27 protein-coding genes and 1 pseudogene are annotated in these 20,162 nt (G+C 67.2%); 19 read left to right on the plus strand and 9 right to left on the minus strand.

What is annotated here, in order from left to right; all coding sequences use genetic code 11:
* Nucleotides 1-1,295 precede the first annotated feature (1,295 nt).
* The 8 genes from QFZ27_RS07320 to QFZ27_RS07355 all read left to right on the plus strand — a co-directional run bounded on the left by QFZ27_RS07320 (nucleotide 1,296) and on the right by QFZ27_RS07355 (nucleotide 6,265).
* Complete coding sequence (locus QFZ27_RS07320; RefSeq protein WP_429225436.1) at nucleotides 1,296-2,684, plus strand: multicopper oxidase family protein; 1,389 nt, start codon at nucleotides 1,296-1,298, stop codon at nucleotides 2,682-2,684.
* Between the two features lie 27 nt (nucleotides 2,685-2,711).
* Nucleotides 2,712-3,152, plus strand: a complete 441-nt coding sequence (locus tag QFZ27_RS07325) for a DUF411 domain-containing protein (protein WP_429225437.1) — start codon at nucleotides 2,712-2,714, stop codon at nucleotides 3,150-3,152.
* An 8-nt stretch (nucleotides 3,153-3,160) separates the two neighbouring features.
* Entirely contained in the window at nucleotides 3,161-3,790 is a 630-nt protein-coding gene (locus tag QFZ27_RS07330) for a TlpA family protein disulfide reductase (protein WP_429225438.1), read from the plus strand.
* Nucleotides 3,787-4,089 (plus strand): hypothetical protein, encoded by a 303-nt coding sequence (locus QFZ27_RS07335; protein WP_429225439.1) that lies wholly within the window; start codon nucleotides 3,787-3,789, stop codon nucleotides 4,087-4,089. The genes QFZ27_RS07330 and QFZ27_RS07335 overlap by 4 nt, the downstream gene beginning before the upstream one ends.
* A gap of 58 nt (nucleotides 4,090-4,147) precedes the next feature.
* Nucleotides 4,148-4,438 (plus strand): hypothetical protein, encoded by a 291-nt coding sequence (locus QFZ27_RS07340; protein ID WP_429225440.1) that lies wholly within the window; start codon nucleotides 4,148-4,150, stop codon nucleotides 4,436-4,438.
* 80 nt (nucleotides 4,439-4,518) lie between these two features.
* Complete coding sequence (locus QFZ27_RS07345; protein ID WP_429225441.1) at nucleotides 4,519-5,202, plus strand: SCO family protein; 684 nt, start codon at nucleotides 4,519-4,521, stop codon at nucleotides 5,200-5,202.
* A gap of 9 nt (nucleotides 5,203-5,211) precedes the next feature.
* A complete protein-coding gene (locus QFZ27_RS07350) occupies nucleotides 5,212-5,562 on the plus strand; it encodes a cytochrome c biogenesis CcdA family protein (RefSeq protein WP_429225442.1) in 351 nt (116 codons plus the stop codon).
* Between the two features lie 43 nt (nucleotides 5,563-5,605).
* A complete protein-coding gene (locus QFZ27_RS07355; RefSeq protein WP_488168140.1) occupies nucleotides 5,606-6,265 on the plus strand; it encodes a sulfite exporter TauE/SafE family protein in 660 nt (219 codons plus the stop codon).
* A gap of 243 nt (nucleotides 6,266-6,508) precedes the next feature.
* Here the strand turns inward: QFZ27_RS07355 and QFZ27_RS07360 are convergent, their stop codons facing one another.
* A complete protein-coding gene (locus QFZ27_RS07360; protein WP_429225444.1) occupies nucleotides 6,509-7,654 on the minus strand; it encodes a type IV secretion system DNA-binding domain-containing protein in 1,146 nt (381 codons plus the stop codon).
* A 222-nt stretch (nucleotides 7,655-7,876) separates the two neighbouring features.
* Here QFZ27_RS07360 and QFZ27_RS07365 point away from each other — a divergent pair, with 222 nt between their 5' ends.
* The 4 genes and pseudogenes from QFZ27_RS07365 to QFZ27_RS07380 all read left to right on the plus strand — a co-directional run.
* The gene (locus QFZ27_RS07365; RefSeq protein WP_429225445.1) at nucleotides 7,877-8,122 is read left to right on the plus strand and encodes a type II toxin-antitoxin system VapB family antitoxin; all 246 of its coding nucleotides are present in this window, start codon (nucleotides 7,877-7,879) and stop codon (nucleotides 8,120-8,122) included.
* Complete coding sequence (locus QFZ27_RS07370; RefSeq protein ID WP_429225446.1) at nucleotides 8,122-8,523, plus strand: type II toxin-antitoxin system VapC family toxin; 402 nt, start codon at nucleotides 8,122-8,124, stop codon at nucleotides 8,521-8,523. Before QFZ27_RS07365 ends, QFZ27_RS07370 begins: the two co-directional genes overlap by 1 nt.
* Nucleotides 8,524-8,555: 32 nt before the next feature.
* Nucleotides 8,556-8,753, plus strand: coding sequence for an MGMT family protein (locus tag QFZ27_RS07375; RefSeq protein WP_429225447.1), 198 nt, complete (start codon nucleotides 8,556-8,558; stop codon nucleotides 8,751-8,753).
* Nucleotides 8,754-9,213: 460 nt separating this feature from the next.
* A pseudogene (locus QFZ27_RS07380) lies at nucleotides 9,214-9,441 on the plus strand (CHC2 zinc finger domain-containing protein); the annotation flags it as partial.
* 13 nt (nucleotides 9,442-9,454) lie between these two features.
* Here the strand turns inward: QFZ27_RS07380 and QFZ27_RS07385 are convergent.
* From QFZ27_RS07385 to QFZ27_RS07420, 8 genes are all read right to left on the minus strand, one after another.
* Complete coding sequence (locus QFZ27_RS07385) at nucleotides 9,455-9,895, minus strand: hypothetical protein (protein WP_429232539.1); 441 nt, start codon at nucleotides 9,893-9,895, stop codon at nucleotides 9,455-9,457.
* Nucleotides 9,892-10,200, minus strand: coding sequence for a hypothetical protein (locus QFZ27_RS07390; RefSeq protein ID WP_429225448.1), 309 nt, complete (start codon nucleotides 10,198-10,200; stop codon nucleotides 9,892-9,894). Before QFZ27_RS07390 ends, QFZ27_RS07385 begins: the two co-directional genes overlap by 4 nt.
* The gene (locus tag QFZ27_RS07395; RefSeq protein ID WP_429225449.1) at nucleotides 10,176-10,781 is read right to left on the minus strand and encodes a hypothetical protein; all 606 of its coding nucleotides are present in this window, start codon (nucleotides 10,779-10,781) and stop codon (nucleotides 10,176-10,178) included. Before QFZ27_RS07395 ends, QFZ27_RS07390 begins: the two co-directional genes overlap by 25 nt.
* Before the next feature lie 92 nt (nucleotides 10,782-10,873).
* Entirely contained in the window at nucleotides 10,874-11,476 is a 603-nt protein-coding gene (locus QFZ27_RS07400) for a hypothetical protein (protein ID WP_429225450.1), read from the minus strand.
* Nucleotides 11,477-11,479: 3 nt separating this feature from the next.
* A complete protein-coding gene (locus tag QFZ27_RS07405) occupies nucleotides 11,480-11,824 on the minus strand; it encodes a hypothetical protein (RefSeq protein ID WP_429225451.1) in 345 nt (114 codons plus the stop codon).
* A gap of 209 nt (nucleotides 11,825-12,033) precedes the next feature.
* Nucleotides 12,034-12,600 (minus strand): HWE histidine kinase domain-containing protein, encoded by a 567-nt coding sequence (locus tag QFZ27_RS07410; RefSeq protein WP_429225452.1) that lies wholly within the window; start codon nucleotides 12,598-12,600, stop codon nucleotides 12,034-12,036.
* Nucleotides 12,488-13,129: a PAS domain-containing protein gene (locus tag QFZ27_RS07415; RefSeq protein ID WP_429225454.1), complete on the minus strand. Its 642-nt coding sequence runs from the start codon at nucleotides 13,127-13,129 to the stop codon at nucleotides 12,488-12,490. Before QFZ27_RS07415 ends, QFZ27_RS07410 begins: the two co-directional genes overlap by 113 nt.
* A 469-nt stretch (nucleotides 13,130-13,598) precedes the next feature.
* Complete coding sequence (locus QFZ27_RS07420; protein ID WP_429225456.1) at nucleotides 13,599-13,844, minus strand: hypothetical protein; 246 nt, start codon at nucleotides 13,842-13,844, stop codon at nucleotides 13,599-13,601.
* 275 nt (nucleotides 13,845-14,119) lie between these two features.
* Here QFZ27_RS07420 and QFZ27_RS07425 point away from each other — a divergent pair, with 275 nt between their 5' ends.
* The 7 genes from QFZ27_RS07425 to QFZ27_RS07455 all read left to right on the plus strand — a co-directional run bounded on the left by QFZ27_RS07425 (nucleotide 14,120) and on the right by QFZ27_RS07455 (nucleotide 20,159).
* Nucleotides 14,120-14,623 (plus strand): sigma-70 family RNA polymerase sigma factor, encoded by a 504-nt coding sequence (locus tag QFZ27_RS07425; protein ID WP_429225458.1) that lies wholly within the window; start codon nucleotides 14,120-14,122, stop codon nucleotides 14,621-14,623.
* Between the two features lie 220 nt (nucleotides 14,624-14,843).
* Nucleotides 14,844-15,941 (plus strand): inositol-3-phosphate synthase, encoded by a 1,098-nt coding sequence (locus tag QFZ27_RS07430; protein WP_429225460.1) that lies wholly within the window; start codon nucleotides 14,844-14,846, stop codon nucleotides 15,939-15,941.
* The gene (locus QFZ27_RS07435; protein ID WP_429225462.1) at nucleotides 15,938-16,534 is read left to right on the plus strand and encodes a histidine phosphatase family protein; all 597 of its coding nucleotides are present in this window, start codon (nucleotides 15,938-15,940) and stop codon (nucleotides 16,532-16,534) included. The genes QFZ27_RS07430 and QFZ27_RS07435 overlap by 4 nt, the downstream gene beginning before the upstream one ends.
* A gap of 9 nt (nucleotides 16,535-16,543) precedes the next feature.
* Nucleotides 16,544-17,635: a CgeB family protein gene (locus QFZ27_RS07440; RefSeq protein ID WP_429225464.1), complete on the plus strand. Its 1,092-nt coding sequence runs from the start codon at nucleotides 16,544-16,546 to the stop codon at nucleotides 17,633-17,635.
* A 3-nt stretch (nucleotides 17,636-17,638) separates the two neighbouring features.
* A complete protein-coding gene (locus QFZ27_RS07445) occupies nucleotides 17,639-18,457 on the plus strand; it encodes a nucleotidyltransferase family protein (protein WP_429225466.1) in 819 nt (272 codons plus the stop codon).
* 14 nt (nucleotides 18,458-18,471) lie between these two features.
* On the plus strand, nucleotides 18,472-19,233 hold the full coding sequence (locus QFZ27_RS07450; RefSeq protein WP_429225468.1) for a TIGR04290 family methyltransferase: 762 nt from the start codon (nucleotides 18,472-18,474) through the stop codon (nucleotides 19,231-19,233).
* Nucleotides 19,230-20,159: a glycoside hydrolase 5 family protein gene (locus QFZ27_RS07455; protein WP_429225470.1), complete on the plus strand. Its 930-nt coding sequence runs from the start codon at nucleotides 19,230-19,232 to the stop codon at nucleotides 20,157-20,159. The genes QFZ27_RS07450 and QFZ27_RS07455 overlap by 4 nt, the downstream gene beginning before the upstream one ends.
* Nucleotides 20,160-20,162: the final 3 nt, after the last annotated feature.

A 20,162-nucleotide genomic window follows, 5' to 3' on the forward strand; every position in this document is an offset into this window, starting at 1 on the left:
GCAACGCGCTTGAAGACACCGGCATCGGTGATCGATGAAACAAGACGTGAGGCAAGGGCGCTAAGCCGTGACGCGACATCCAAACTCCCCAATCGAAAGAGAAGAGCCTAGAAGCCGTAATCACGCGGTCAAGCGGTATCGGCCTCCGGCCAGGTCATTATGGCGCGATTCGGCGCCCAGCAGAGGTGAGGAGGTGGGCTGCACGCCTGATGTAGCACGTACACGCTTCTTATTCCTATACGGGCAATGCATAAAATTCGACTATTCAGCGACATGTCGGTTAATATTGATTATGGACAACAGAGTCGGTCTAGCGGAATAGCGGCAATCGTTTGCCGTCGCAGGCTCGAACGGCTGGATTCGGCTCGTTGGCGACGATTGCCGGCCCTCGTTGCTTCGCTAAAGCGGACACCTCCGGCGACCCGATCTCGCCCGAAAGCGGACACGGAATACGGAGCGATCGGACCGTCATCGATCCCATTCCTACAGCCCATGTGCGAGTGTCAGGGGAAGGCTGCCCCGCGGCGGCTTTGCGCGTGATCAGTCCAGTCAGACCGGCGGGGAAGGGCGGAAAGCGGTTATTTCCGGCCGTTAGGGTCAAAGGCTGGAGTGCGTCTCGATACCGGACACTCGTCATCCATCCGGTGAATGAGTCCTTCGGCCAGCCCGCTTCGGCGAAGGTGATTGGCATCACGATCACGCGGTAAGCTCCTGCTCCCTGAGCAATGACTTTGGCGGCCTGCGTCAAGCTGGGCAGTTTGCCAGATCGAGCAGCGCCCACTATGTTGATGCCATGAGATCGCTCCCTCTGCGCCGGCTGGTCGGGCTTCTGGCTCTTCTGGTCTTCGCGCTTGCCCTGCCGATGCAGGCGAGCGTGGGAGCCTCTATGGCCGGCTGCGATCCAGCTCACGTCGCGATGGATCACGGCGATGCAACGCCGGATTGCGGCGATACAGACATGCCGCTGAAGGCGACGATGAGCGCGCCCTGCGGTTATGTCTGTGCGCCTGTCGCAGCGCTTCCGACGTTACTGAGCGCGCCCGTGATCCACGGCCGTGTTGTGCATGTCCTGGCAGTTGCCGGGACCCATGCCGGCCTCGTCATCCCTCCAGATCCATTCCCTCCTAGACCCACCGTCCGCGCCTGAGCCGCGACCAGTCTTCGCGGGCCGCTCCCTGATGCTCTTGGCCTGACGGACACCCGTCCTCAAGGCCGATGGTCATCGCCGATCGCCGCTGCGATTGCCGGTGACGGGAAGAACGGACGTGACGCTACCATTCCCATTACAACCGGCCATGAGCCGGCGCGCCGCCCTGATCGGGTGCGGCGCGACCGCCCTTGCGGATCAGCCCAGGCCTCTCCGCCTTGCTGCGGCACCCGGCCGTGCAGCCCTGCGCGGAACTGCATTCCCGGAGACCGAGATCTGGGGTTATGGCGGGCGCGTGCCTGGCCCGGAGATCCGGGCCCGATGGGGCGAGCCCCTACAGATCGTCGTCGAGAACCGGCTCGATCAGGACACCACGGTGCATTGGCATGGCATCCGCGCGCCGAATGCGATGGATGGCGTGCCCGGCCTGACCCAGCCGCCGATCCAGCCGGGCGAAACCTTCACCTACGCATTCACGCCGCCGGATGCCGGCACCTTCTGGTACCACCCTCATGCCAACAGCCTAACGCAGCTCGGGCGCGGAATGGCCGGCGTCCTGATCGTCGAGGAGCCGGAGCCGATCCTAGTCGATCGCGACCTGGTCTGGCTGCTCGCCGATTGGCGGCTGTCGTCGGACGCGCGGATCGCGCCGGGCTTCGGCAACGGCATGGAGGCGGCGATGGCCGGCCGCGTCGGCAACACGATGACGCTGAACGGCGCCGTTCCCGCAGACCAGCGGGTGCGGGCCGGCGAGCGCATCCGCCTGCGCCTGGTCAACGGCGCGTTGGCCCGCATCATGGCGCTGCGCATAGAGGGCCACCGTCCGGTCGTGGTCGCCATCGACAGCCAGCCCTGCGATCCGCACGAGCCGAAGGGTGGCCGCCTGCTGCTTGGTTCGGCCATGCGCATGGACGTGATCATCGATATGCAGGGCGAGCCCGGACGGCGCTACCAAGTGATCGACGACTTCTACGACGGGCTGGCCTATCCGCTCACTGCGCTCGCCTACGAGGCGGGCCGGCCGATCCGGGCACAGCCCCCCGACACGCCGCTGCGCCTGCCGCGAAACCCCCTGCCCGAGCCCGATCTCGCCGGCGCCGAGCGCCACGAATTGGCGCTGCAGGGCGGCATGATGGGTGGCGGCGCCCTGAGCGGAATGGGCGGCATGAATGGCATGGCGACGCCAGGGATGGACGGCGACGCCGCCTGGGCCATCAACGGCATGTCCATGACCGGTGACGGCCATGCCGGGATGCCGCCGCTGCTGACGCTCGCTCGAGGCCGGACCTGCGTGCTGGCCCTGCGCAACCAGACCGCCTGGTGGCATCCGATGCGCCTGCACGGGCACAGCTTCCGGGTGCTGAGCCGCAACGGCGTGCCAACCCCGCATCACGAATGGGGCGACACCGTCCTGCTGCCGCCGAAGGAGACCGTCGATCTCGCCTTCGTCGCCGACAACCCCGGCGACTGGATGCTGCACTGCCACGTCATGGACCACCAGATGGCCGGCCTCATGACCGTCCTTCGCGTCGCCTGAACCGACATTCTCAAACGGAGACCTGACATGAACCGCATGTTCCGCCTTGCCGCCGTCCTCGCCACCCTGGCCGTGCCCCTGCCGGCCCTGGCCGACCCGATCGCAGCGACCCTCTACAAGAACCCGCAATGCAGCTGCTGCGAGGGCTATGCCGCCTATCTTCGCGAGAACGGCTTCACCGTCGACGTCAAACCGTCGAACGACCTGGCCCAGATCAGCGCGGACGCCGGCGTGCCCGCCGATATGGAGGGCTGCCACACCATGTTCGTCGACGGCTACGTGGTCGACGGGCACGTCCCGGTCGGCGTGATCCGGAAGCTGCTGGCCGAGCGGCCGCAGATCGCCGGCATCACGCTGCCTGGCATGCCGATGGGCTCGCCCGGCATGGGCGGCGAAAAGGCCAAGCCGTTCACGATCTACGCCGTCACCAAGGACGGCGCGGCCCCCAAGGTCTACGCCGTGGAATGATGGCTGGGTTGCCCATCCTCCGGCGCCGGCGCCTGGCGCTTGTCCTGTCGCTCTGGCTCGTCGCCGGCGCGGTCGGCGGCATCGTGCTCGTGACGAGCCGATCCAGTGACCGGCCGGCCGGCCCGACGACAGTGCAACCGTCCGTCTCCCGTCTGGTCATGCATGACCAGCCGCACCTGGTGCCGGCCCTCGACTTCACCGATGCCGGCGGTGCCCCACTCAGCCTCGACGGCTTCCGGGACCGCACCGTGCTGCTCAACGTCTGGGCGACCTGGTGCGCACCTTGCCGCAAGGAGATGCCGTCGCTCGACCGGCTGCAGGCGGAGATGGGCGGCCCCACGTTCCAGGTGGTGGCGCTGTCGATCGACCGCGGCGGCCTCGACCCCGTCCACGCCTTCTACCGCGAGATCGGGCTGGCTCATCTCGGGATCTATCTCGATCCGCCCAGCGCCTCCACCCGCGCCCTGAATGTCCTCGGCATCCCGACGACGCTGCTGATCGACCGTGCCGGCCGGGAGGTTGGACGGGCCACCGGGCCCGTCGAATGGGACAGCGCCGAGATCAAGGCCGCCATCCGTCAGGCCATGGGGCCGGCGGAGTCCGGCACACCCCCAACAACCGAGGAGAGAAGGCCATGATGGACCTCTCGACGACGGCGTTGCCGAAACCCGGCCTCGCCGACCAGGCGCGCCGCTGGCTCAGCGGCAGACGCGCCCTGCTCCTGGCCGCGGTCGCCATGACAGGCGGTGGGGCCTGGTTCGGCTGGCCGTGGCTCGCGGCCGCCGGCATCGCGCCGGTCCTGCTGTCGCTCGCCCCCTGCGCGGCCATGTGCGCCGTCGGGATCTGCACGATGAAGGCATGTTCAAAGCCGGGATCGGCCATCCCGGCAGACACCACCCCGGCTCCCGTTTCGAAGCCGGACGGCTCCGAACCATAGGGCGATGCTGCCCCAGGGCTCGGCACGGAACCACTCCCCAACCCAAGAGGAACGAACCATGCGCGACACATTCAAGGCATTGGTGGCTGCTGCGGCTCTCGTGGCCGGGCTGACCGCTGCCACGACCGTCTTCGGTCAGGAGCAGAAGACCCCGACCCAGCCGCCTGCGGCCCATGATCAGGCCGAGCCCGGCATGATGCAGGGCGAGGGCATGATGGGCCACCAGGGCGACGGCATGATGAAGATGATGACGCAGATGAGCGAGATGATGGAGAACTGCAACAAGATGATGCAGACGAAAGCGCAGCAGTCGGATCAGGGCGCCGTGCCGCAGAAGCAGGGCGGCTAGCCCACGACGAAGGACGGCCCGGATCGGAGACAACCCTCCGGGCCGGCCTCCGCCAATCTCCAAGCAGACGGACCTGAGCCATGAACTGGATGAAGCGCGCGCTGCCGGCATTGTCCGGGCTGTTGCTCGCCCTCGCGATCCCTGGGGTCGCCGATGCCCATTCGCTGAAGGATGTTGAAGGCCAGATCAAAGAGCAAGAGCGGTTCTTCGAGCCGAAGGAGCGCCGGCCAGCTCCGGACTTCACGCTGCAGGACGCCGATGGCCACGCGGTTTCGCTGGCCGACTTCAGGGGCAATGTCGTCGTGCTGCATTTTATCTATGCGAGCTGCACCGACGAATGCCCGCTGCACGCGGACCTGATCGCGCGCATCCAAGAGATGGTGAACAAGACGCCGATGCGCGAGCGCGTGGAGTTCATCACCATCACCACCGACCCCGTCCGGGACACGCCGGAGGTGATGAAGGGCTACGGAAAGGCCCACAACCTCGACCCGGTGAACTGGGTCTTCCTGACCAGCGGCCCCGACCGCCCGGAGGACACACGGAGCCTCGTTCGCCGCTTCGGCCACCAGTTCAAGGAGATTGAGGGCGGCGTCGAGATCCACGGCGTCGTGACCCATGTGATCGACCGTGAGGGGAGTTTCCGTGCCAACTACCACGGGCTGAATTTCGAGCCGATCAACCTCATCATCTACGTCAACGCCCTGGTGAACGACGTGCACCCGGAGCCATCCTTCTGGGATCGGCTGCGGGCCTGGCTCTGACGGCTCGCCATGCCAGAGCTTTCCGGCATCAGCCTCTTGGCCGCCTTCATGGCCGGCATTGTCTCGTTCCTGTCGCCCTGCGTGTTGCCGCTGGTGCCCGGCTACCTGTCCTATGTCGCGGGCCAGTCGCTCGAAGACATCCGAGATCGGAAGGTGACGGGCGACCGACTCGCGGTGCTGCTCCTGGGGACATGCTTCGTCCTCGATTTTTCGACTGTGTTCATTGTGCTCGGCGCCAGCGCCACGGCCCTGGGCCAACTGCTGCTGTCCTATCGGTACGAAACGAATTTGATCGGCGGCGCGCTCGTGGTCCTGTTCGGGCTGCTGACGATCGGCTTGCTGCGGCCTGGATGGCTGTAGCGGGACCTCCGGCCTGCACGTCGATCTGCGAGGTGGTCGGCCGATCGCGGCCTATGCCCTCGGCCTCTCCTTTGCCTTTGGCTGGACGCCCTGCATCGGCCCGGTGCTCGGCGCCATCCTGACGGTGAGCGCATCGACATCGACGGCCGCCAACGGAGTGGCGCTGCTCGGTCTCTACTCGCTCGGTCTCGGCGTGCCCTTCCTGCTCAGCGCGCTGTTCGCCGACAAGGCCCTCGCCCGGCTCCGCTCGGCGCGGCGCGCCGGACGGCAGCTCCAGCGGGCCGCCGGCGTCGTCATGGTGGCCATGGGCGTCTTCATGATCACCGGCGAGATGACGGAGATCTCCGCCTGGTTAGCCGAGGACGAGGCGCGCTCGGCCGATGCTCCTGCCTCCGATGGCGATGATCCCCTCGCCTCAAACGACGGGAATGATCGCGACCCCGGCACCGTCCGGCGTCGCCGTCTCAAGGCCCTGCTCGAAGCGGACGTCGTCGTTCACGTACACGTTCACGAAGCGCTGCAGCTTGCCCTGGCCGTCCAGGATGCGGGCCGCGATGCCAGCGTGTTTGGCCTCCAGATCGCCGATGATCTCAGAGAGGGTCCCGCCCTCGGCGGCGACCTCGGCCTTACCGCCCGCGTACGCACGAAGAACGGTGGGGATGCGAACGTTGACGCTCATAGATCTCTCCTCGGGTCACTTTGAATCGGACAATTCCGGAGTGATTGGGGCCATTTAAATGCCGAGCTCGTCAAGCGTCTGAAGCATGACGTCAAACCAGTGCTCAAGGCGACAGCCTCGAGGTCCGGCCGATGCATCGTCATTTCCGCCGGCCCATACTTAGGATGGCCTCGCCGGCGACGGTGAACCGGCCGTCCGCATGGGGATAGCGATAGAAAGGGGGCGTCTACGTCGCCGGCGCCGCCACATCCGGCCAGAGATTCTGCGTCACCGGTAGATGAACGGCCTGTCGGCCAGCGTCACGAAGCCTTCCAGCGTGGGAACATGCTGGAGCTCGGACGCCATGACGATCTCCTGTTTCACGATGCTGATCATCGTGGTGGCGTTCACGCCCGTCGTGGTCCGCGAACCGGCATTGGCACTCTGCCCGGCCTGAACCCGTGTTTCCTCCATCTCGGCCAAGCCGATTTCCTTCGACGCCTTCTCGGCCAGGTCACTGCTGTTGCACCGCAGGAAGGGTCTGTTCGAGAAGCAGCCGAACAGGGTCGACGCGGTCTGCGCGCCATACCGTTCCACCAGCTGCCCAAAGTCCTGGATCGCGCAGACCACGGCGATATTGCTGTTGCGAAGCCGGGTGACGGCATCCTTCAGCGAGTTGATGGCACCGATCGAGTCCAGCTCGTCGATCACGATCCAGGTTCGGGGGAAGCGCCCATCCTTGGCGGATGCCCGTTCCAGGCCGGCGAGGATCAGGATGTCGAGCCAGGCCCCGATGCTGGGGCCGAGCACGCCCTTTTCCGTGTCCCGGTAGGGCAGCCAAAGCCAGCCCGGATCCTCGTCCAGCATGTATTCGCGGCACGAATAATCGCCGTCCCGCGTGAACTGCCAGGCCGCCAGGTTGGTCTCGATGATCGATCGGACCGAGCCCAGGATCCCTTCGGCGCCCTTCTGGAACGTCGTGCTGTTCTCGGCCTCGAGTGTCGCCTGCAGCTCGGCGACATCGCTTTGCGTGATCATCTTGAACAGCTCGGCGTTGTTGAGCTGCGCACCGGCTCGCATCGCAGCGTTAGCGAAGAAGGTGCGGGCCCGGCGTGCCCATTCCCTGCTCTTGCCGGCCTGGTCGGGGAACAGGCTGGCGGCATAGGTCTGCCACTCATGCGGCGCCTTGATCTCGTTCCGCAGATTCCAGCCGACCGCCACGCTGTCGAAGGGCGATAGCACCTTGTCGCCTTTGCGGCGGAACGTCTCCGACATGTCGTAGCCGGCGTCGACGACGATCGCCCGATCGCCGCGGCGCCGGATGTCGGCGAGGAGCTGGCGCAGCGCCACGGACTTGCCCGTGCCCGTCGAGGCGCAGATCAGGCCGCGAAGCGTCTCGAGTTGCCGCGGCAGCGGCACGTTGCCGAAGCGCACCAGGCCGTCCCTCGCCGCGGCCCGACCGATCGCGTTCACCTGGGCTTCAGCCCGGGCTTCGCCAGGTGTGAGGGGCCGCCCGTTCCTCAGTGCATGGTCCGTGACCTGTCCGTCAGGGCGGGGCGAACGCCTGCCTCGTCAGGCGGCCGCTCGCTCCGTCTCGTGACTTTGATCTTGGGATACACTACATTGGATATACGGCTACACCAGTGAGGATACACCGTGGCGTTTCACATCAAAAACAAGGAGACTGACGCCTTGGCCCGCAAGCTTGCGAAGGCGAAGGGTATCGGCCTGACTGATGCAGTCCATGAGGCTCTGCAGCATGAACTGGACCGCGAGCGCTCCAAGCCAAAACAGGCCGACCTCGCCGTGCAATTCTGCCGCGAGTTGCGCCAGCTGGGCAATCCGGCGAAAGGCCAGCCCGCCGACAAGGCGTTCTTCGACGATCTGAGCGGAAACGCCTGATGTTCGTCGATGCGTCCGCCCTGGTCGCCATGATGACCGACGAGACCGATGCGGCGACCCTCGCCGGCCGGCTGGCCGCCGGCGGAGCCAAGCCGATCACGTCCCCGATCGCCGTGTTCGAGACAACCGCGGCTGTCGCACGGGTTCTCGCCCTCGATGTCGACGTGGCGCAGGACGCCGTCGTCCGCTTCCTCGACCTGATGGGCATCAACGTCCTGTCGATACCGGCCTCCGCCGCGCCTATCGCGCTGGATGCCTTTGCCCGGTACGGGAAGGGACGGGGCCATCCGGCGCAGCTCAACATGGGCGACTGCTTCGCCTATGCCTGCGCCCGCTACTACCGCTCGCCCCTGCTGTTCAAGGGCGACGACTTCTCCAGGACCGACATCGCCGTTGCCTGAGCGAAATTTTGCCAGCACCGAAGGAGGGTACGATGAACCCCAAGCCCGACGAACCGGATGCCGCGACGGCCGAAGAGGAGCGGCGGGACCTGACTTGGGACGAAATCAAGTCGATTCTCGCGTTGCTACGGGCAGGCCATCCGTCGGGCAGGATCGCAGAACTCACCGGTATTCGGCCCTCCGCGGTCCGGGCGGTGGCCACCGCGCTGGTGCAAGATCTGGATGACTGACTCGAGGGTCGTTTTAACCCGGCGGCGGGTCCGGCTCGCCAGTCAACCAATGAGGGGAAACATGAAGGTTACCATCGAGATCACCGATAAGGCGGCGGCCGAGCTGGTCAAGCTGTGCCGACCGCGAGGGCGCGACGACGCACGGTCCCCTCACGGTCGAGCGGCTGCTTGTTATGCTCGCCTATGATGCCGGGATGGTCATCAGCCGGCCCGGCTCGTGGGAGGGTCGAACATGGCAAACGTCCTGTCGAGCCACGGCTACCAGCTGTAATTCGGGAACATCCTCACTGAGGAGGCGACTGTGCGGGTCCACGACCTGTCCGACGCTCAGATCAGGATCTTGCTCAAGTTGCGCGCCCGGGAGCGCGCCGCGGCCGAAGGCCGGAAGCTGCAATGACCGAAACGCGCGAGATCGCACTCCCCGCGCTGCAGTCCAACCCCGCCGGCTAGCCCGACCCGCATGCCCATTCCTCCCGGCTTCCTCGAAGAGCTGCGCTCCCGCCTCCAGGTCTCCGACGTGGTCGGCAAGCGGGTGCCGTTGCAGCGCAGCACCAAGGGCGAGTTCAAGGCCTGCTGCCCGTTCCACAAGGAGAAGACGCCGAGCTTCACGGTCAGCGATCAGAAGGGCTTCTTCCACTGCTTCGGCTGCGGCGCCACCGGCGACGCCATCGCCTTCGTGATGCAGCACGACCGCCTGTCCTTCATGGAGGCGATCGAGACGCTGGCCTCCAGGCTGGGCTGGAGGTGCCGAAGGCCGCGCCGGAGGACCGGGCCCGGTTCGAGCGGCAGAAGACGCTGTACGACGTGGTCGAGTCGGCCTGCGCCTTCTTCGAGGCCGAGTTGCGCGGCGCCGCCGGCCGAGCGGCGCGCGATGCTCCTCGGTCAGGGCGGTGCCGAGCGGCGCACTGCGCCTCCTGGATGACCTGGACCTGGGTGCGGCCGCCGGCGCCTGCGAGCTTGCGGAACGTGTCGGAATCGTAGCCGCTGGTCGTGCGGCCCGCATACTTGACGTTCGCGTTGCCCCAGGTCCTCTCGCCCTCGACCTTGTCACTGGCGAGCAGGTCGTCATAGGTCTGGATCCCGAACAGCAGCGAGACCAGGAAACCGCGCGCCTGGGCGAAGGCCTTCGCGAGGCCCTTCACCAGGTAGTAGCCGACTCGTCGAGGATGATGAAGAACGGCGTCCGCGCGTTCCCGGCGGCGGCCTCAATGATCTGCCGCCGCGATCCCTCCATCGGGGTGTCGAGGAATTGGGCGAGGGCGCCCTTGATGGCGGCCACCGACAGGCGGCCCAACATCTCCGAGCCCTTCTCGCTGCGCTCGAGCGAGGGCAGCAGCACCAGCAGCAGCCGGCGGTTCAGGATGACATCCCGGAAGTCCACCTCGCCGATCTCGTCGTTGTAGATCTCCCGATAGCCGAAGGTCAGCGTGCCGATCGCCGGCACCATCTGCGATTCCAGGTAGCCGTGCTGGTTGAGGGTCTCCTCGCGCGACAGCTTCGGCCCGTCTCCGGGCGGATCGCCGTCGCGGCCGCTCGCCGGCCGGGGGGGTAGCAGATCTCGGCCTCGCCGTTGGGGCCCGGCCCTGGGCCGCGCCAGCTGCGCTTGAACTCGATCCAGACCATCGGGTCGAATTCCGGAAGCAGATGCGGCACGCGCGGCCGCGTCTCGGTATAGGCGGGGAGGGAGTTGAGCGAGAACTCGATCAGCCCGAAGTCATGCGCCTTCATCTTGGCGAAGAGCTGGGCGAAGCCGCTGCCGCGCACCCTGCGGCCGTTGACCGTCTCGTTGCGCAGGTCGACCAGGTTGCCGCGCATGTCCTGGAACACCCCGAAATGCACCAGGTTCTCGATCCGTTGCAGGTTGACGAACCGGGCGAAGAGCTCAGGGTTCGAAACGACGAGCCCGGCGCGGCTCAGCCGGGCCAGGCTCATGGTCACGCCCTGGACGAACGAGATCGCCCGCTCCTGCCAGGATCCATCGCCGCTTCCGGTATCCGGGAGCAGGCTGACCAGCAGCTCCGATTTCATGTCGGCGGATCCAAGCGCGACCGGGTTGAAGGTGTGCGAGGATTTGACGTCCTAGACCGCGTCGTGGTCGCGGCCGCCCTTGATGAAATTCATCACCAGGAAGTCCTCATCCCGCCCCGTGATCCGGGCGATCCGGAACATCGAGTCCCGGTCTTGTGATGGGCCTTGCCGTCGATCAGGATCGCGCCGGAGCCGAGCATCATGGCGTTGTGGACGAATCCGAGCAGCGCCTCGGTCTTGCCCGATCCGGTGGTGCCGACCATGCCGCCATGGGTGGTCACGTCCCGGCAGCTCGACCAGACCTCGCGGCCGGAATTGAACTCACGGCCGATATAGACCTCGCCGTCGCCGGGCTTGCCCGTCGTGCGGTCGAGGAAGGTGGAGCCGTCGGCGTTGACCCAGGCCGGCACCCGGAACGGCATGTCCCACAGACGGCGCCGATAACGGCCGCGGCGGTAGTAGAGGAAGAAGAGCGGGATGGCGCCGAGCAGCAGGATCGCCTCCGGCAGAAGCGGCACACAGCAAAAGAGGAGGGACGCCCCGGCCATGGCGCCAAACAGCTTGAAGGTTCCTGCGGGGCTATCCGCCAGGTCCGACAGCTTCTGCGGCAAACTGCGGACGTCTTCAATCCGGGTGCCGTGTCGGATCTCCTGCTGGCGCTCCACCCCCTCGAAATGCACCTTCCTTCCGGCCATCGCCTAGTTCCTCTCAAGCCAACGGGCGATCTTGCCGGCCCGGCGCCAGGCCACGATCCCGCCAATCGCAAACACCGCCGTCAGCAGGACCGCCGCGACGAGCTGAAGCTCATTCCCGGATGTGAGATAGAGGCCGAGCGCACCGCCGCCGGTCACGGCGCAGCACACCAGGGCGAGGACGACTGAACGCCGCAGCTCTCTCAGCACCCGGCTCGGCTGGCGCCCGTCCAGGACCGGCTGCGGCGCCTCGGCCGCGTCCCGCGCTGAGCGCCAGGCCGCGGCTCCCAGCGCCCCCAGCTCGCTCGGCCGCCGCACAGGGTTGAGGAATCGGAGGACGCGCCAGATCATGGCTGCCCTCCCGGATCGTCGAGCATCTGGCAGATGTTATCGATGCCGATCTTCAGGCCGAACGTGTTGCCGACGACGGTGGTCGCGTCGACGATGAAGAAGCACACGGTGCCAGCGATGAAGAAGACCCAGGCCCCCTTTCGGCCAAGCTGGACGCGACCATCAATCAGGAGGAAGCCAATACAAGAACAACAACCGCGGCGCGGCGCCTATGGCCCGGATGTCAACTGGGCCAATGGAACCGTGATCCCGATCTCCAGCCCCTCGGGCAGCCAGCGCCGGGTCAGGTCGCCCTGCAACTGGCCCTTGATCGTGCCGTCCGCCAGTCGGGTTCCGAAGCCGTCGGCTTCGGGCGATGCCGCGATCGGCGGTCCGCCGCGTTCCCGCCAATCGAGGCGAAGCTGGTCCGCCTCGATTGCGATGGTGATCTCGACCCGTCCGTCCGGCATCGACAGGGCGCCGTATTTCGCCGCGTTGGTCGCGAATTCATGGAACACCAGCGCAAGCCCGGTCACGACATGGCCTTCGACGGCAAGGTCAGGTCCTGAGATGGACACCCGTCGGCCGGGAGCCTCCTCGTAGGGCGACACGATGGTCTGCACCAGCCCATGCAGCGAGGTGGCAGTGGCGGCCTTCTCGCGCCCGATATCGGCCAGGGTCAGGTCATGCGCCCGGGCCAGGGCGCCGAAGCGGCTTTGGACGGCCTCGGTCAGTTGCTCGACCGATGCGCTGGACCTGGCGCTGAGGGTCACCACCGCCCCGGTGAGCGCGAACAAGTCTCTTTATCCGGTGGCTCATCTCCCGCAGCAGCATGACCTGCTGTTCCTGGGCCCGACGCTGCTCGGTGATGTTGCGCACGATCTTTGACGCGCCGACGATACGGCCACCGGCATCCTTGACCGGCGACACCGACAGCGAGACCTCGACCAGGCTGCCATCCTTGCGGCGCCGGACCGTTTCGAAATGGTCGATGCGCTCGCCCGACCGGATCCGCGCCAGGATGCGCGGCTCCTCCTCATGCCGGTCGAGTGGGATCAGAATGGTGATCGGCTTGCCGATCACCTCCTCCGCGGCATAGCCGAACAGCGTCTGCGCGCCGGCGTTCCATGCCGTGATGACGCCGTCGAGGTCCTTCGCCAGGATGGCGTCGTCCGACGATTCCACGATCGCCGCCAGACGCTGCGCGGCCAGCTCCGCGCGGTACCGCTCGGTGACGTCGATCAGGATGCTGACCGCGCCGGTCAGCGCGCCCGCGGCATTGAACACAGGTGTCGGGTAGGGGACGAAAATGCACCCGGCTTCCATCGGGACGCTCGGCGATCGTATCGACCCCGAGGACCGGCAGCCGCTCCCGCAGCGACAGCGCCAGGGGCGCCTCGTCATGCGGCAGCGGGGTTCCATCCGGGCGGAACAGCCTCAATGCGCCGTTGTACCTTGCCTTTCCGATCTCCGGTTCGGTCCCCCACAACCGTGCCGCCGCGTCGTTGAAGAAGGTGATCCAGCCCTCGGCATCCGTCATGTAGACGGCGACCGGAGGCTTCGTAGCAGAGCCTGCCATTGCAGCTCATCCGCAAGCCGGCCGAGCTTGAACCGCGACACCCGGAACTCGGCTGCGTTCGGCAGACCAACCATCCGGCGTCCCCTTGTCGAAGCCGCTGTCATCCGGCCGACGATGGCACGACCAGCGGTAACGAGAACCGTAGAGGCTGGGGCTGCGAAAGGCAACGAGGCGGCAGGCCGCCCGGCGCTCCCTTCGGGACGAGAACCGGTCGCCTCACCAGGAGCCGGTCTCGAACACTTGGCCGGCGAGACGGCCGGAGCCGCGGATGGCGTCGAGACGCGCCTCCGCGTCGTCCTCATCATAGGCCCAGATCGTCGCGGTCCAGACGCGCTCCCCGCCCGCCTGCGCCGCCAGGTGCGGGTATTCGATCATGAAGCGGAACATCGGCCGTCCCCACTGGTCGCAGGAGACATGCTCGGGCTCGGGGCGCTGGCGATCGGGAAGGCGGAGGACGGTCATGGCGCTGCGATCCATCGGATGGTGGGACCCTTCCTCCTGAATGCCGGAGCTTCGATGACGGTTCCGGTGAGTTCATGGTCGGCAGTCGTCTATTCAGGAAGAGCGGTTAAACATTTGTTATTCAGGTCGATCAATTATCATTTGATAGTAAATTAAAAGACGGAACGAAGTTATCGGCGTGAGGTTTGTTTTGTGGTCCTCAAATTTATTGCCGTTCCGAATCGTTTCGTTGGATGAGGCGACGGGCGGCACCCAGTGTTAAAGGAAAGATCCCGATGCCGGACCAAGATCGTGCCGCGGATTGCGCCGTATTCACTGCCGTCGTCACCCCGGTGCTGTGCGAGCTTCGGCGCTATGCGCGATCCCTGACCCGCAACCGCGCCGACGCGGAGGACTTGCTGCAGGACACGCTGCTGCGCGCCTACAACAAGTTCCATCTCTGGCAGCCGGGCACCAACATCGCCGGCTGGCTCTGCGTCGTCATGAAGCGCGTGTTCCTGTCGCAATTCGAGCGCCGCGGACGGGTGATTGCGGTGCCGGCCGAGGATTTCGACGGGCCGCAGCCGCCCAGCCAGGACGACGTTGTCGATCTCATCCGTCTCGGCAAGGCCATCGACGGCCTGCAGCAGCATCACCGCGAGCTGGTGGAGGCGGTGGCGATCAACGGCGACTCCTATGAGGAGGCGGCGCAGGCCTTCCACATCCCGATCGGCACCGTCCGCTCCCGCCTCGGCCGCGCCCGCGACCATCTCCGGCACGAGACCGGCGTCGCCTGGTAGCGGCGCCGCCCGCCAGGCGCGTCTCCTGCTGGTAGCGTCCATCCCGGAAGTCGCCGGTCACGGCCAGCGGGCCCGTCGCGAAATTTCGCCACCGCCGGACGACGATCGGAACCGGCCTTCCGATGAGGCCGTTGGCCCTGCAGGAACAAACCTTAGGCGGGCCGCCCCGGCTTGGCCTTTCCCGATCAGACCCGCGCCGCAACGCAGGGGAGTCGTAAGCGTGAGCTCGAAACCCATTCGCCTGGGAATCGTGGGCGTTGGCAACTGTGCCTCGTCCCTGGTCCAGGGACTGACCTATTATCGCGACACCCCCGCCGGCAACGAGCCGCCGCCGGGCCTGATGAACATCGAGCTCGGCGGATACCATATCGGCGACATCGAGGTCGCCTCGGCTTTCGATGTCGCGGCCGCCAAGGTCGGGCGTGACGTGGCCGAGGCGATCACCGCCCCGCCGAACAACACCCATCGCTTCGCCGACGTCACGGCGACCGGGGTGCGGGTTGAACGCGGCAACACGCTGGATGGTCTCGGCAAGTATCTGCGCGACCGGATCGAGGAATCCAATGAGCCCCTGGCGGACGTTACCGGCGTCCTGAGGCGGACAGGCACCGACGTCCTCGTCTCCTACCTCCCCGTCGGCTCCCAGCATGCCGCCGAATGGTATGCCGAGCGGGCGCTGGAAGCAGGCTGCGCCTTCGTCAACTGCATGCCGGTCTTTATCGCCTCGCGCCCGGAATGGCGGCAGCGCTTCGAGGCGCGGGGCCTGCCGATCATCGGCGACGACATCAAGAGCCAGGTCGGCGCCACCATCATCCACCGCGTTCTGACCAACCTGTTCCGCGAGCGCGGCGTGCGGCTGGACCGCACCTATCAGCTGAACTTCGGCGGCAACACCGATTTCGAGAACATGCTCGAGCGCGAGCGGCTGGAGTCGAAGAAGATCTCCAAGACCCAGTCGGTGATGAGCCAGCTCGACATCCCGCTTTCCGCCGAGAACGTCCATGTCGGCCCGAGCGACTACGTGCCGTGGCTCAGCGATCGGAAATGGGCCTATATCCGCCTCGAAGGCACCACCTTCGGCGGCGTGCCGCTCAACGCCGAGGTCAAGCTCGAGGTCTGGGACTCCCCGAACTCCGCCGGCATCGTGATCGACGCGGTCCGCTGCGCCCGGCTCGGTCTCGACCGCGGCATCGGCGGCGCGCTGATCGGCCCGTCCAGCTACTTCATGAAGTCGCCGCCGGAACAGTTCACCGACGCCGTGGCGCGAGAGCGGACGCTGCGCTTCATCGCCGGCGATCCGCCGCAAGGGACGGCATGATCACCACCTTCCTGCTGCTGCGCCACGCCGCGCATGACAATGTCGGCGGCTTCCTGGCCGGTCGCATGAGCGGCGTTGTCCTCGGCGAGGCGGGGCGGGCCCAGGCGGAGCGGCTGGCCCGGCGTCTGCGGCTGGAGCGGATCGACGCCATTTTCGCCAGCCCGCGGGAGCGGACGCAGCAGACCGCGCAGGCCGTCGCCGCAGCCTGCGGCCTTCGCATGACCACGGCGGAGGAGCTGGACGAGATCGATTTCGGCCGCTGGTCGGGCCAGGATTTCGAGGCGCTGCAGCAGGATTCGCTGTGGCAGCGGTGGAATGCCGTCCGCAGCCTGATCCGGACCCCCGGCGGCGAGACCATGCTCGACGTGCAGCGGCGCGTGCTCGGGCTGATGGAACGGCTGGTCGAGGAGCGCGGCGGCCAATGCGTGGCCCTCGTCAGCCATGCCGATGTGATCAAGGCGGCGGTGCTGCACCATCTCGGGCTGGGGATCGATGCCTGGCCGCGCTTCGACATCGCCCCCGCTTCGATCACCCGGCTGGTCATCGGGGAATGGGGTGCCCGGCTGCTCGGCCTAAACGAGACCGTCGACTAGGAGGTCGCGATGAAGCTCGTCGTCTTCGGCCTCACCGTCAGCTCCTCCTGGGGCAACGGCCACGCCACGCTCTGGCGCGGCCTGATCCGGGCGCTGGCCCGCCGCGGCTGGCGGGTGGTGTTCTTCGAACGCGACGTGCCGTACTACGCCGGCGCCCGCGACCTGCATGCGCTGGAGCAGGGCGAGCTGGTGCTGTATCCGGCCTGGGCGCAGGTCCGGGATCTCGCCGCGCGCCACCTGGCCGATGCCGACGCCGCCATGGTCACCTCCTTCTGCCCGGACGGGATCGAGGCGACCGATCTGGTGCTGCAGGCGCCCCGGCCGCTGCACGTCTTCTACGACCTGGACACGCCGGTGACGCTGGAGCGGCTGGATCAGAGGCAGCCGCTGTCCTATGTCGGGCCGCGCGGCCTCGCCGATTTCGACATCGTTCTCAGCTACACCGGCGGCGGCGCGCTCGACGCGCTGCGCGACCGGCTCGGCGCCCGCGTCGTGGTGCCGCTCTACGGCCATGTCGACCCGGACGTGCACCGCCCGGCGGCGCCGCGGTCCGAATTCGCCGGCGACCTGTCCTATATCGGCACCTATGCGCCCGACCGGCAGGCGGCATTGGAGGCGCTGCTGGTCGACCCGGCACGGCAGCGGCCCGATCTGCGCTTCGTCATCGCCGGGGCGCAATACCCGGACAGCTTTCCGTGGAGCGGCAACATCTTCTTCCTGCGCCATCTGGCGCCGCCCGACCATCCGGGCTTCTACGCCTCGTCGCGGCTGACCCTGAACATCACCCGCCGCGCCATGGCGGAGATGGGCTGGTGCCCGTCCGGCCGGCTGTTCGAGGCGGCGGCCTGCGGTGTGCCGGTGCTGAGCGACGCTTGGCCGGGGTTCGAGGAATTCTTCACGCCCGGCCGGGAGATCCTGCTGGCCCGAGGCACCGACGATGCGCTGGCGGCGTTGGACTTGCCGGAGGCCGAGCTGCGCCGGATCGGCGCCGCCGCCCACGAGCGCGTGCTGGACGAGCACACCTCGGCCCACCGTGCCGCCGAATTCGAGGCGCTGCTCGCCTCGGCGCGGCCGGCGTCACCCATTGCCATGGAGGCCTGATCGATGTGGGGCATCGTGCCCGCCGCGGGACGCGGCAGCCGAATCCAGCCCTTGGCGTTTTCCAAGGAGCTGCTGCCGGTCGGCAGCCGGATCGACGGCGGCGAGGAGAGGCCCTGCGCCGTCAGCGAATACCTGCTGGAGCGCATGATCGAGGCCGGAGCGGACAAGATCTGCTTCGTCATCGCCCCCGGCAAATCCGACATCCTGGAATATTACGGCAGCGACTATGGCGGCGCGGCCGCCGCCTATGTGGTGCAGTCGCAGGCTGCCGGCCTGTGCGATGCGATCTTCCGGGCGTTGCCGCTGATCCAGCCGGACGAGCCCGTCCTGGTCGGCCTGCCGGACACGGTCTGGTTCCCGAAGGACGGCTTCGCCGACCTGCCGGAGGATGGCCTGTCCTTCCTGCTGTTTCCGGTCGACCATCCGGAGTTCTTCGACGCCGTGGTGCTCGACGGGCAGGGGGCGGTACGCGAGATCCAGGTCAAGCAGGCGGATGCCGAGACGCGCTGGATCTGGGGTGCGTTCAAGATGCCGGGCGCGGTGCTGCGGCAGCTGCACGCGCTGTGGCTGCGGCGCGGCTGGCGCGACGAGTACATCGGCACGCTGGTCAACGCCTGGCTGGCTGAGGGCGGCCGGGCCGTGGGCGTCAAATCGGGGCTGTCCTATGTCGATGTCGGCACGCTGAACGGCTACCGCGCGGCGATCGGGCTGCTCGGCGACGCCGCGTCCGGTGCCGACGCCGGCGCCGCGGCGGCCGCCCGAGTGGCGATCGGCTGGCCTGCCGGCCGCTCCTTCGGCGCCCCCATCCGCTACGACCAATGACGGAGGCATCAGGCATGGAACGCCTGTCCGGTGAGGAGATCCGCCGTCGGGCCCAGGCCCTCGGCCCATGGTTCCACAACATCGACCTCGAGGGCGTCGCCACCGCGCCCGACCACTTCCTCGGCGACTATCCGGCTGTCAAGTGGAAGGCCTTCGCCGACGCCATCCCGCAGGACCTGCACGGCAGGACGGTGCTCGACATCGGCTGCAACGGCGGCTTCTATTCGCTGGAGATGAAACGGCGCGGCGCCGACCGGGTGCTCGGCGTCGATTTCGACGACAGCTACCTGGCCCAGGCGCGCTTCGCCGCCGATGTCGCCGGCCTGGACATCGAGTTCCGCCGACTGTCGGTCTATGACGTCGCGGCGCTGGGCGAGCGCTTCGACATCGTCCTGTTCATGGGCGTGCTCTATCACCTGCGCCACCCGCTGCTGGCGCTGGACCTGGTGCGCGAGCATGTGGTCGGCGACCTGATGGTGTTCCAGTCGATGCAGCGCGGCAGCACCGAGGTGGAGCCGCTGGAGCCGAACTATCCGTTCTGGAACGAGGCGCTGTTCGACCGGCCGGATTTCCCCAAGCTGCATTTCATCGAGCAGCGCTACGCCGACGACCCGACCAACTGGTGGGTGCCGAACCGCGCCTGCGTCGAGGCGATGTTGCGCAGCGCCGGCTTCGAGATCACCGGGCATCCCGAGCCGGAGGTCTATCTCTGCCGCCCCGCCGGCCGGCCGGAAGGGGAAGGCGCCGTCTATCCGAACCGCGGGAGGAACGCATGATCGAAGCGGCGATGATCTGGAACGAGCCGAACAACAAGTCCCATTGGGACCGCGAGCTCGATCCGGACTGGGCGCTGTTCGCCGACATGGCGATCGCCGCGGCCGATGCCATCGCCGCCGAGAACCCGGACATTCCGAAGGTGCTGGGCGGCATCTCGCCGATCGACCCGGTGTTCATCGAGAGCATGAAGCAGCGTGGCCTCCTTGACCGCCTCGACGCCGTTGCGGTGCACGGCTTCCCGCTGGACTGGAACCTGTGGCAGATCCAGGAATGGCCGGAGAAGCTGCAGGAGATCCGTGCCGTCACCGATCTGCCGGTCTGGGTCAGCGAGGTCGGTGTCTCGAGCTTCGGGGCGGAGGAGGTGCAGGCCTGGGGCGTCGACCGCACCGCCGAACTCCTCGTCGGCCGGGCGCCGCGCATCCACTGGTACAGCCTGTACGACCTGCCCAGCGCCTGGGAGGCGACGACCCGGCACCGGGAGGCCGAGGGCTCGTCCTACTATCGGCATTTCTACATGGGCCTGCTGCGCGAGGACGGCACGCCGAAGCCGGCGCTCGAGCGCTTCGCCCGGCACGCGCCGGCCATGGGCCTGTGCCAATGGTTTCACTACCAGGACCACCGGCTGGACGATGCCGTGGCCTGGATGAAGCGGCTGGGCGTCACCCACCTGCGCACCGGCCTGTCCTGGGCCGACAGCTTCCGGCCAGACGCGCTGGCCTGGTTCGACCGGCAGATGGAGGCGCTGGCGGATTTCGACGTCACCGTCACCTTCTGCTTCACGCCGGAGCATCGCGGCCTGATGCCCCACCACACCAGCCCGCCGGTCGAGAAGGAGGAGTTCGCCGCCTTCTGTGCCGAGATGATCCGCCGCTACGGCACGGCCGGCCGGGTCGAGACGCGCACGCCGAAGCTGGCGCTGGGCTGATCG

The sequence above is a fragment of the Inquilinus ginsengisoli genome (assembly GCF_050434925.1).
GTDB classification, from domain to species: Bacteria; Pseudomonadota; Alphaproteobacteria; order DSM-16000; family Inquilinaceae; genus Inquilinus; species Inquilinus ginsengisoli_B.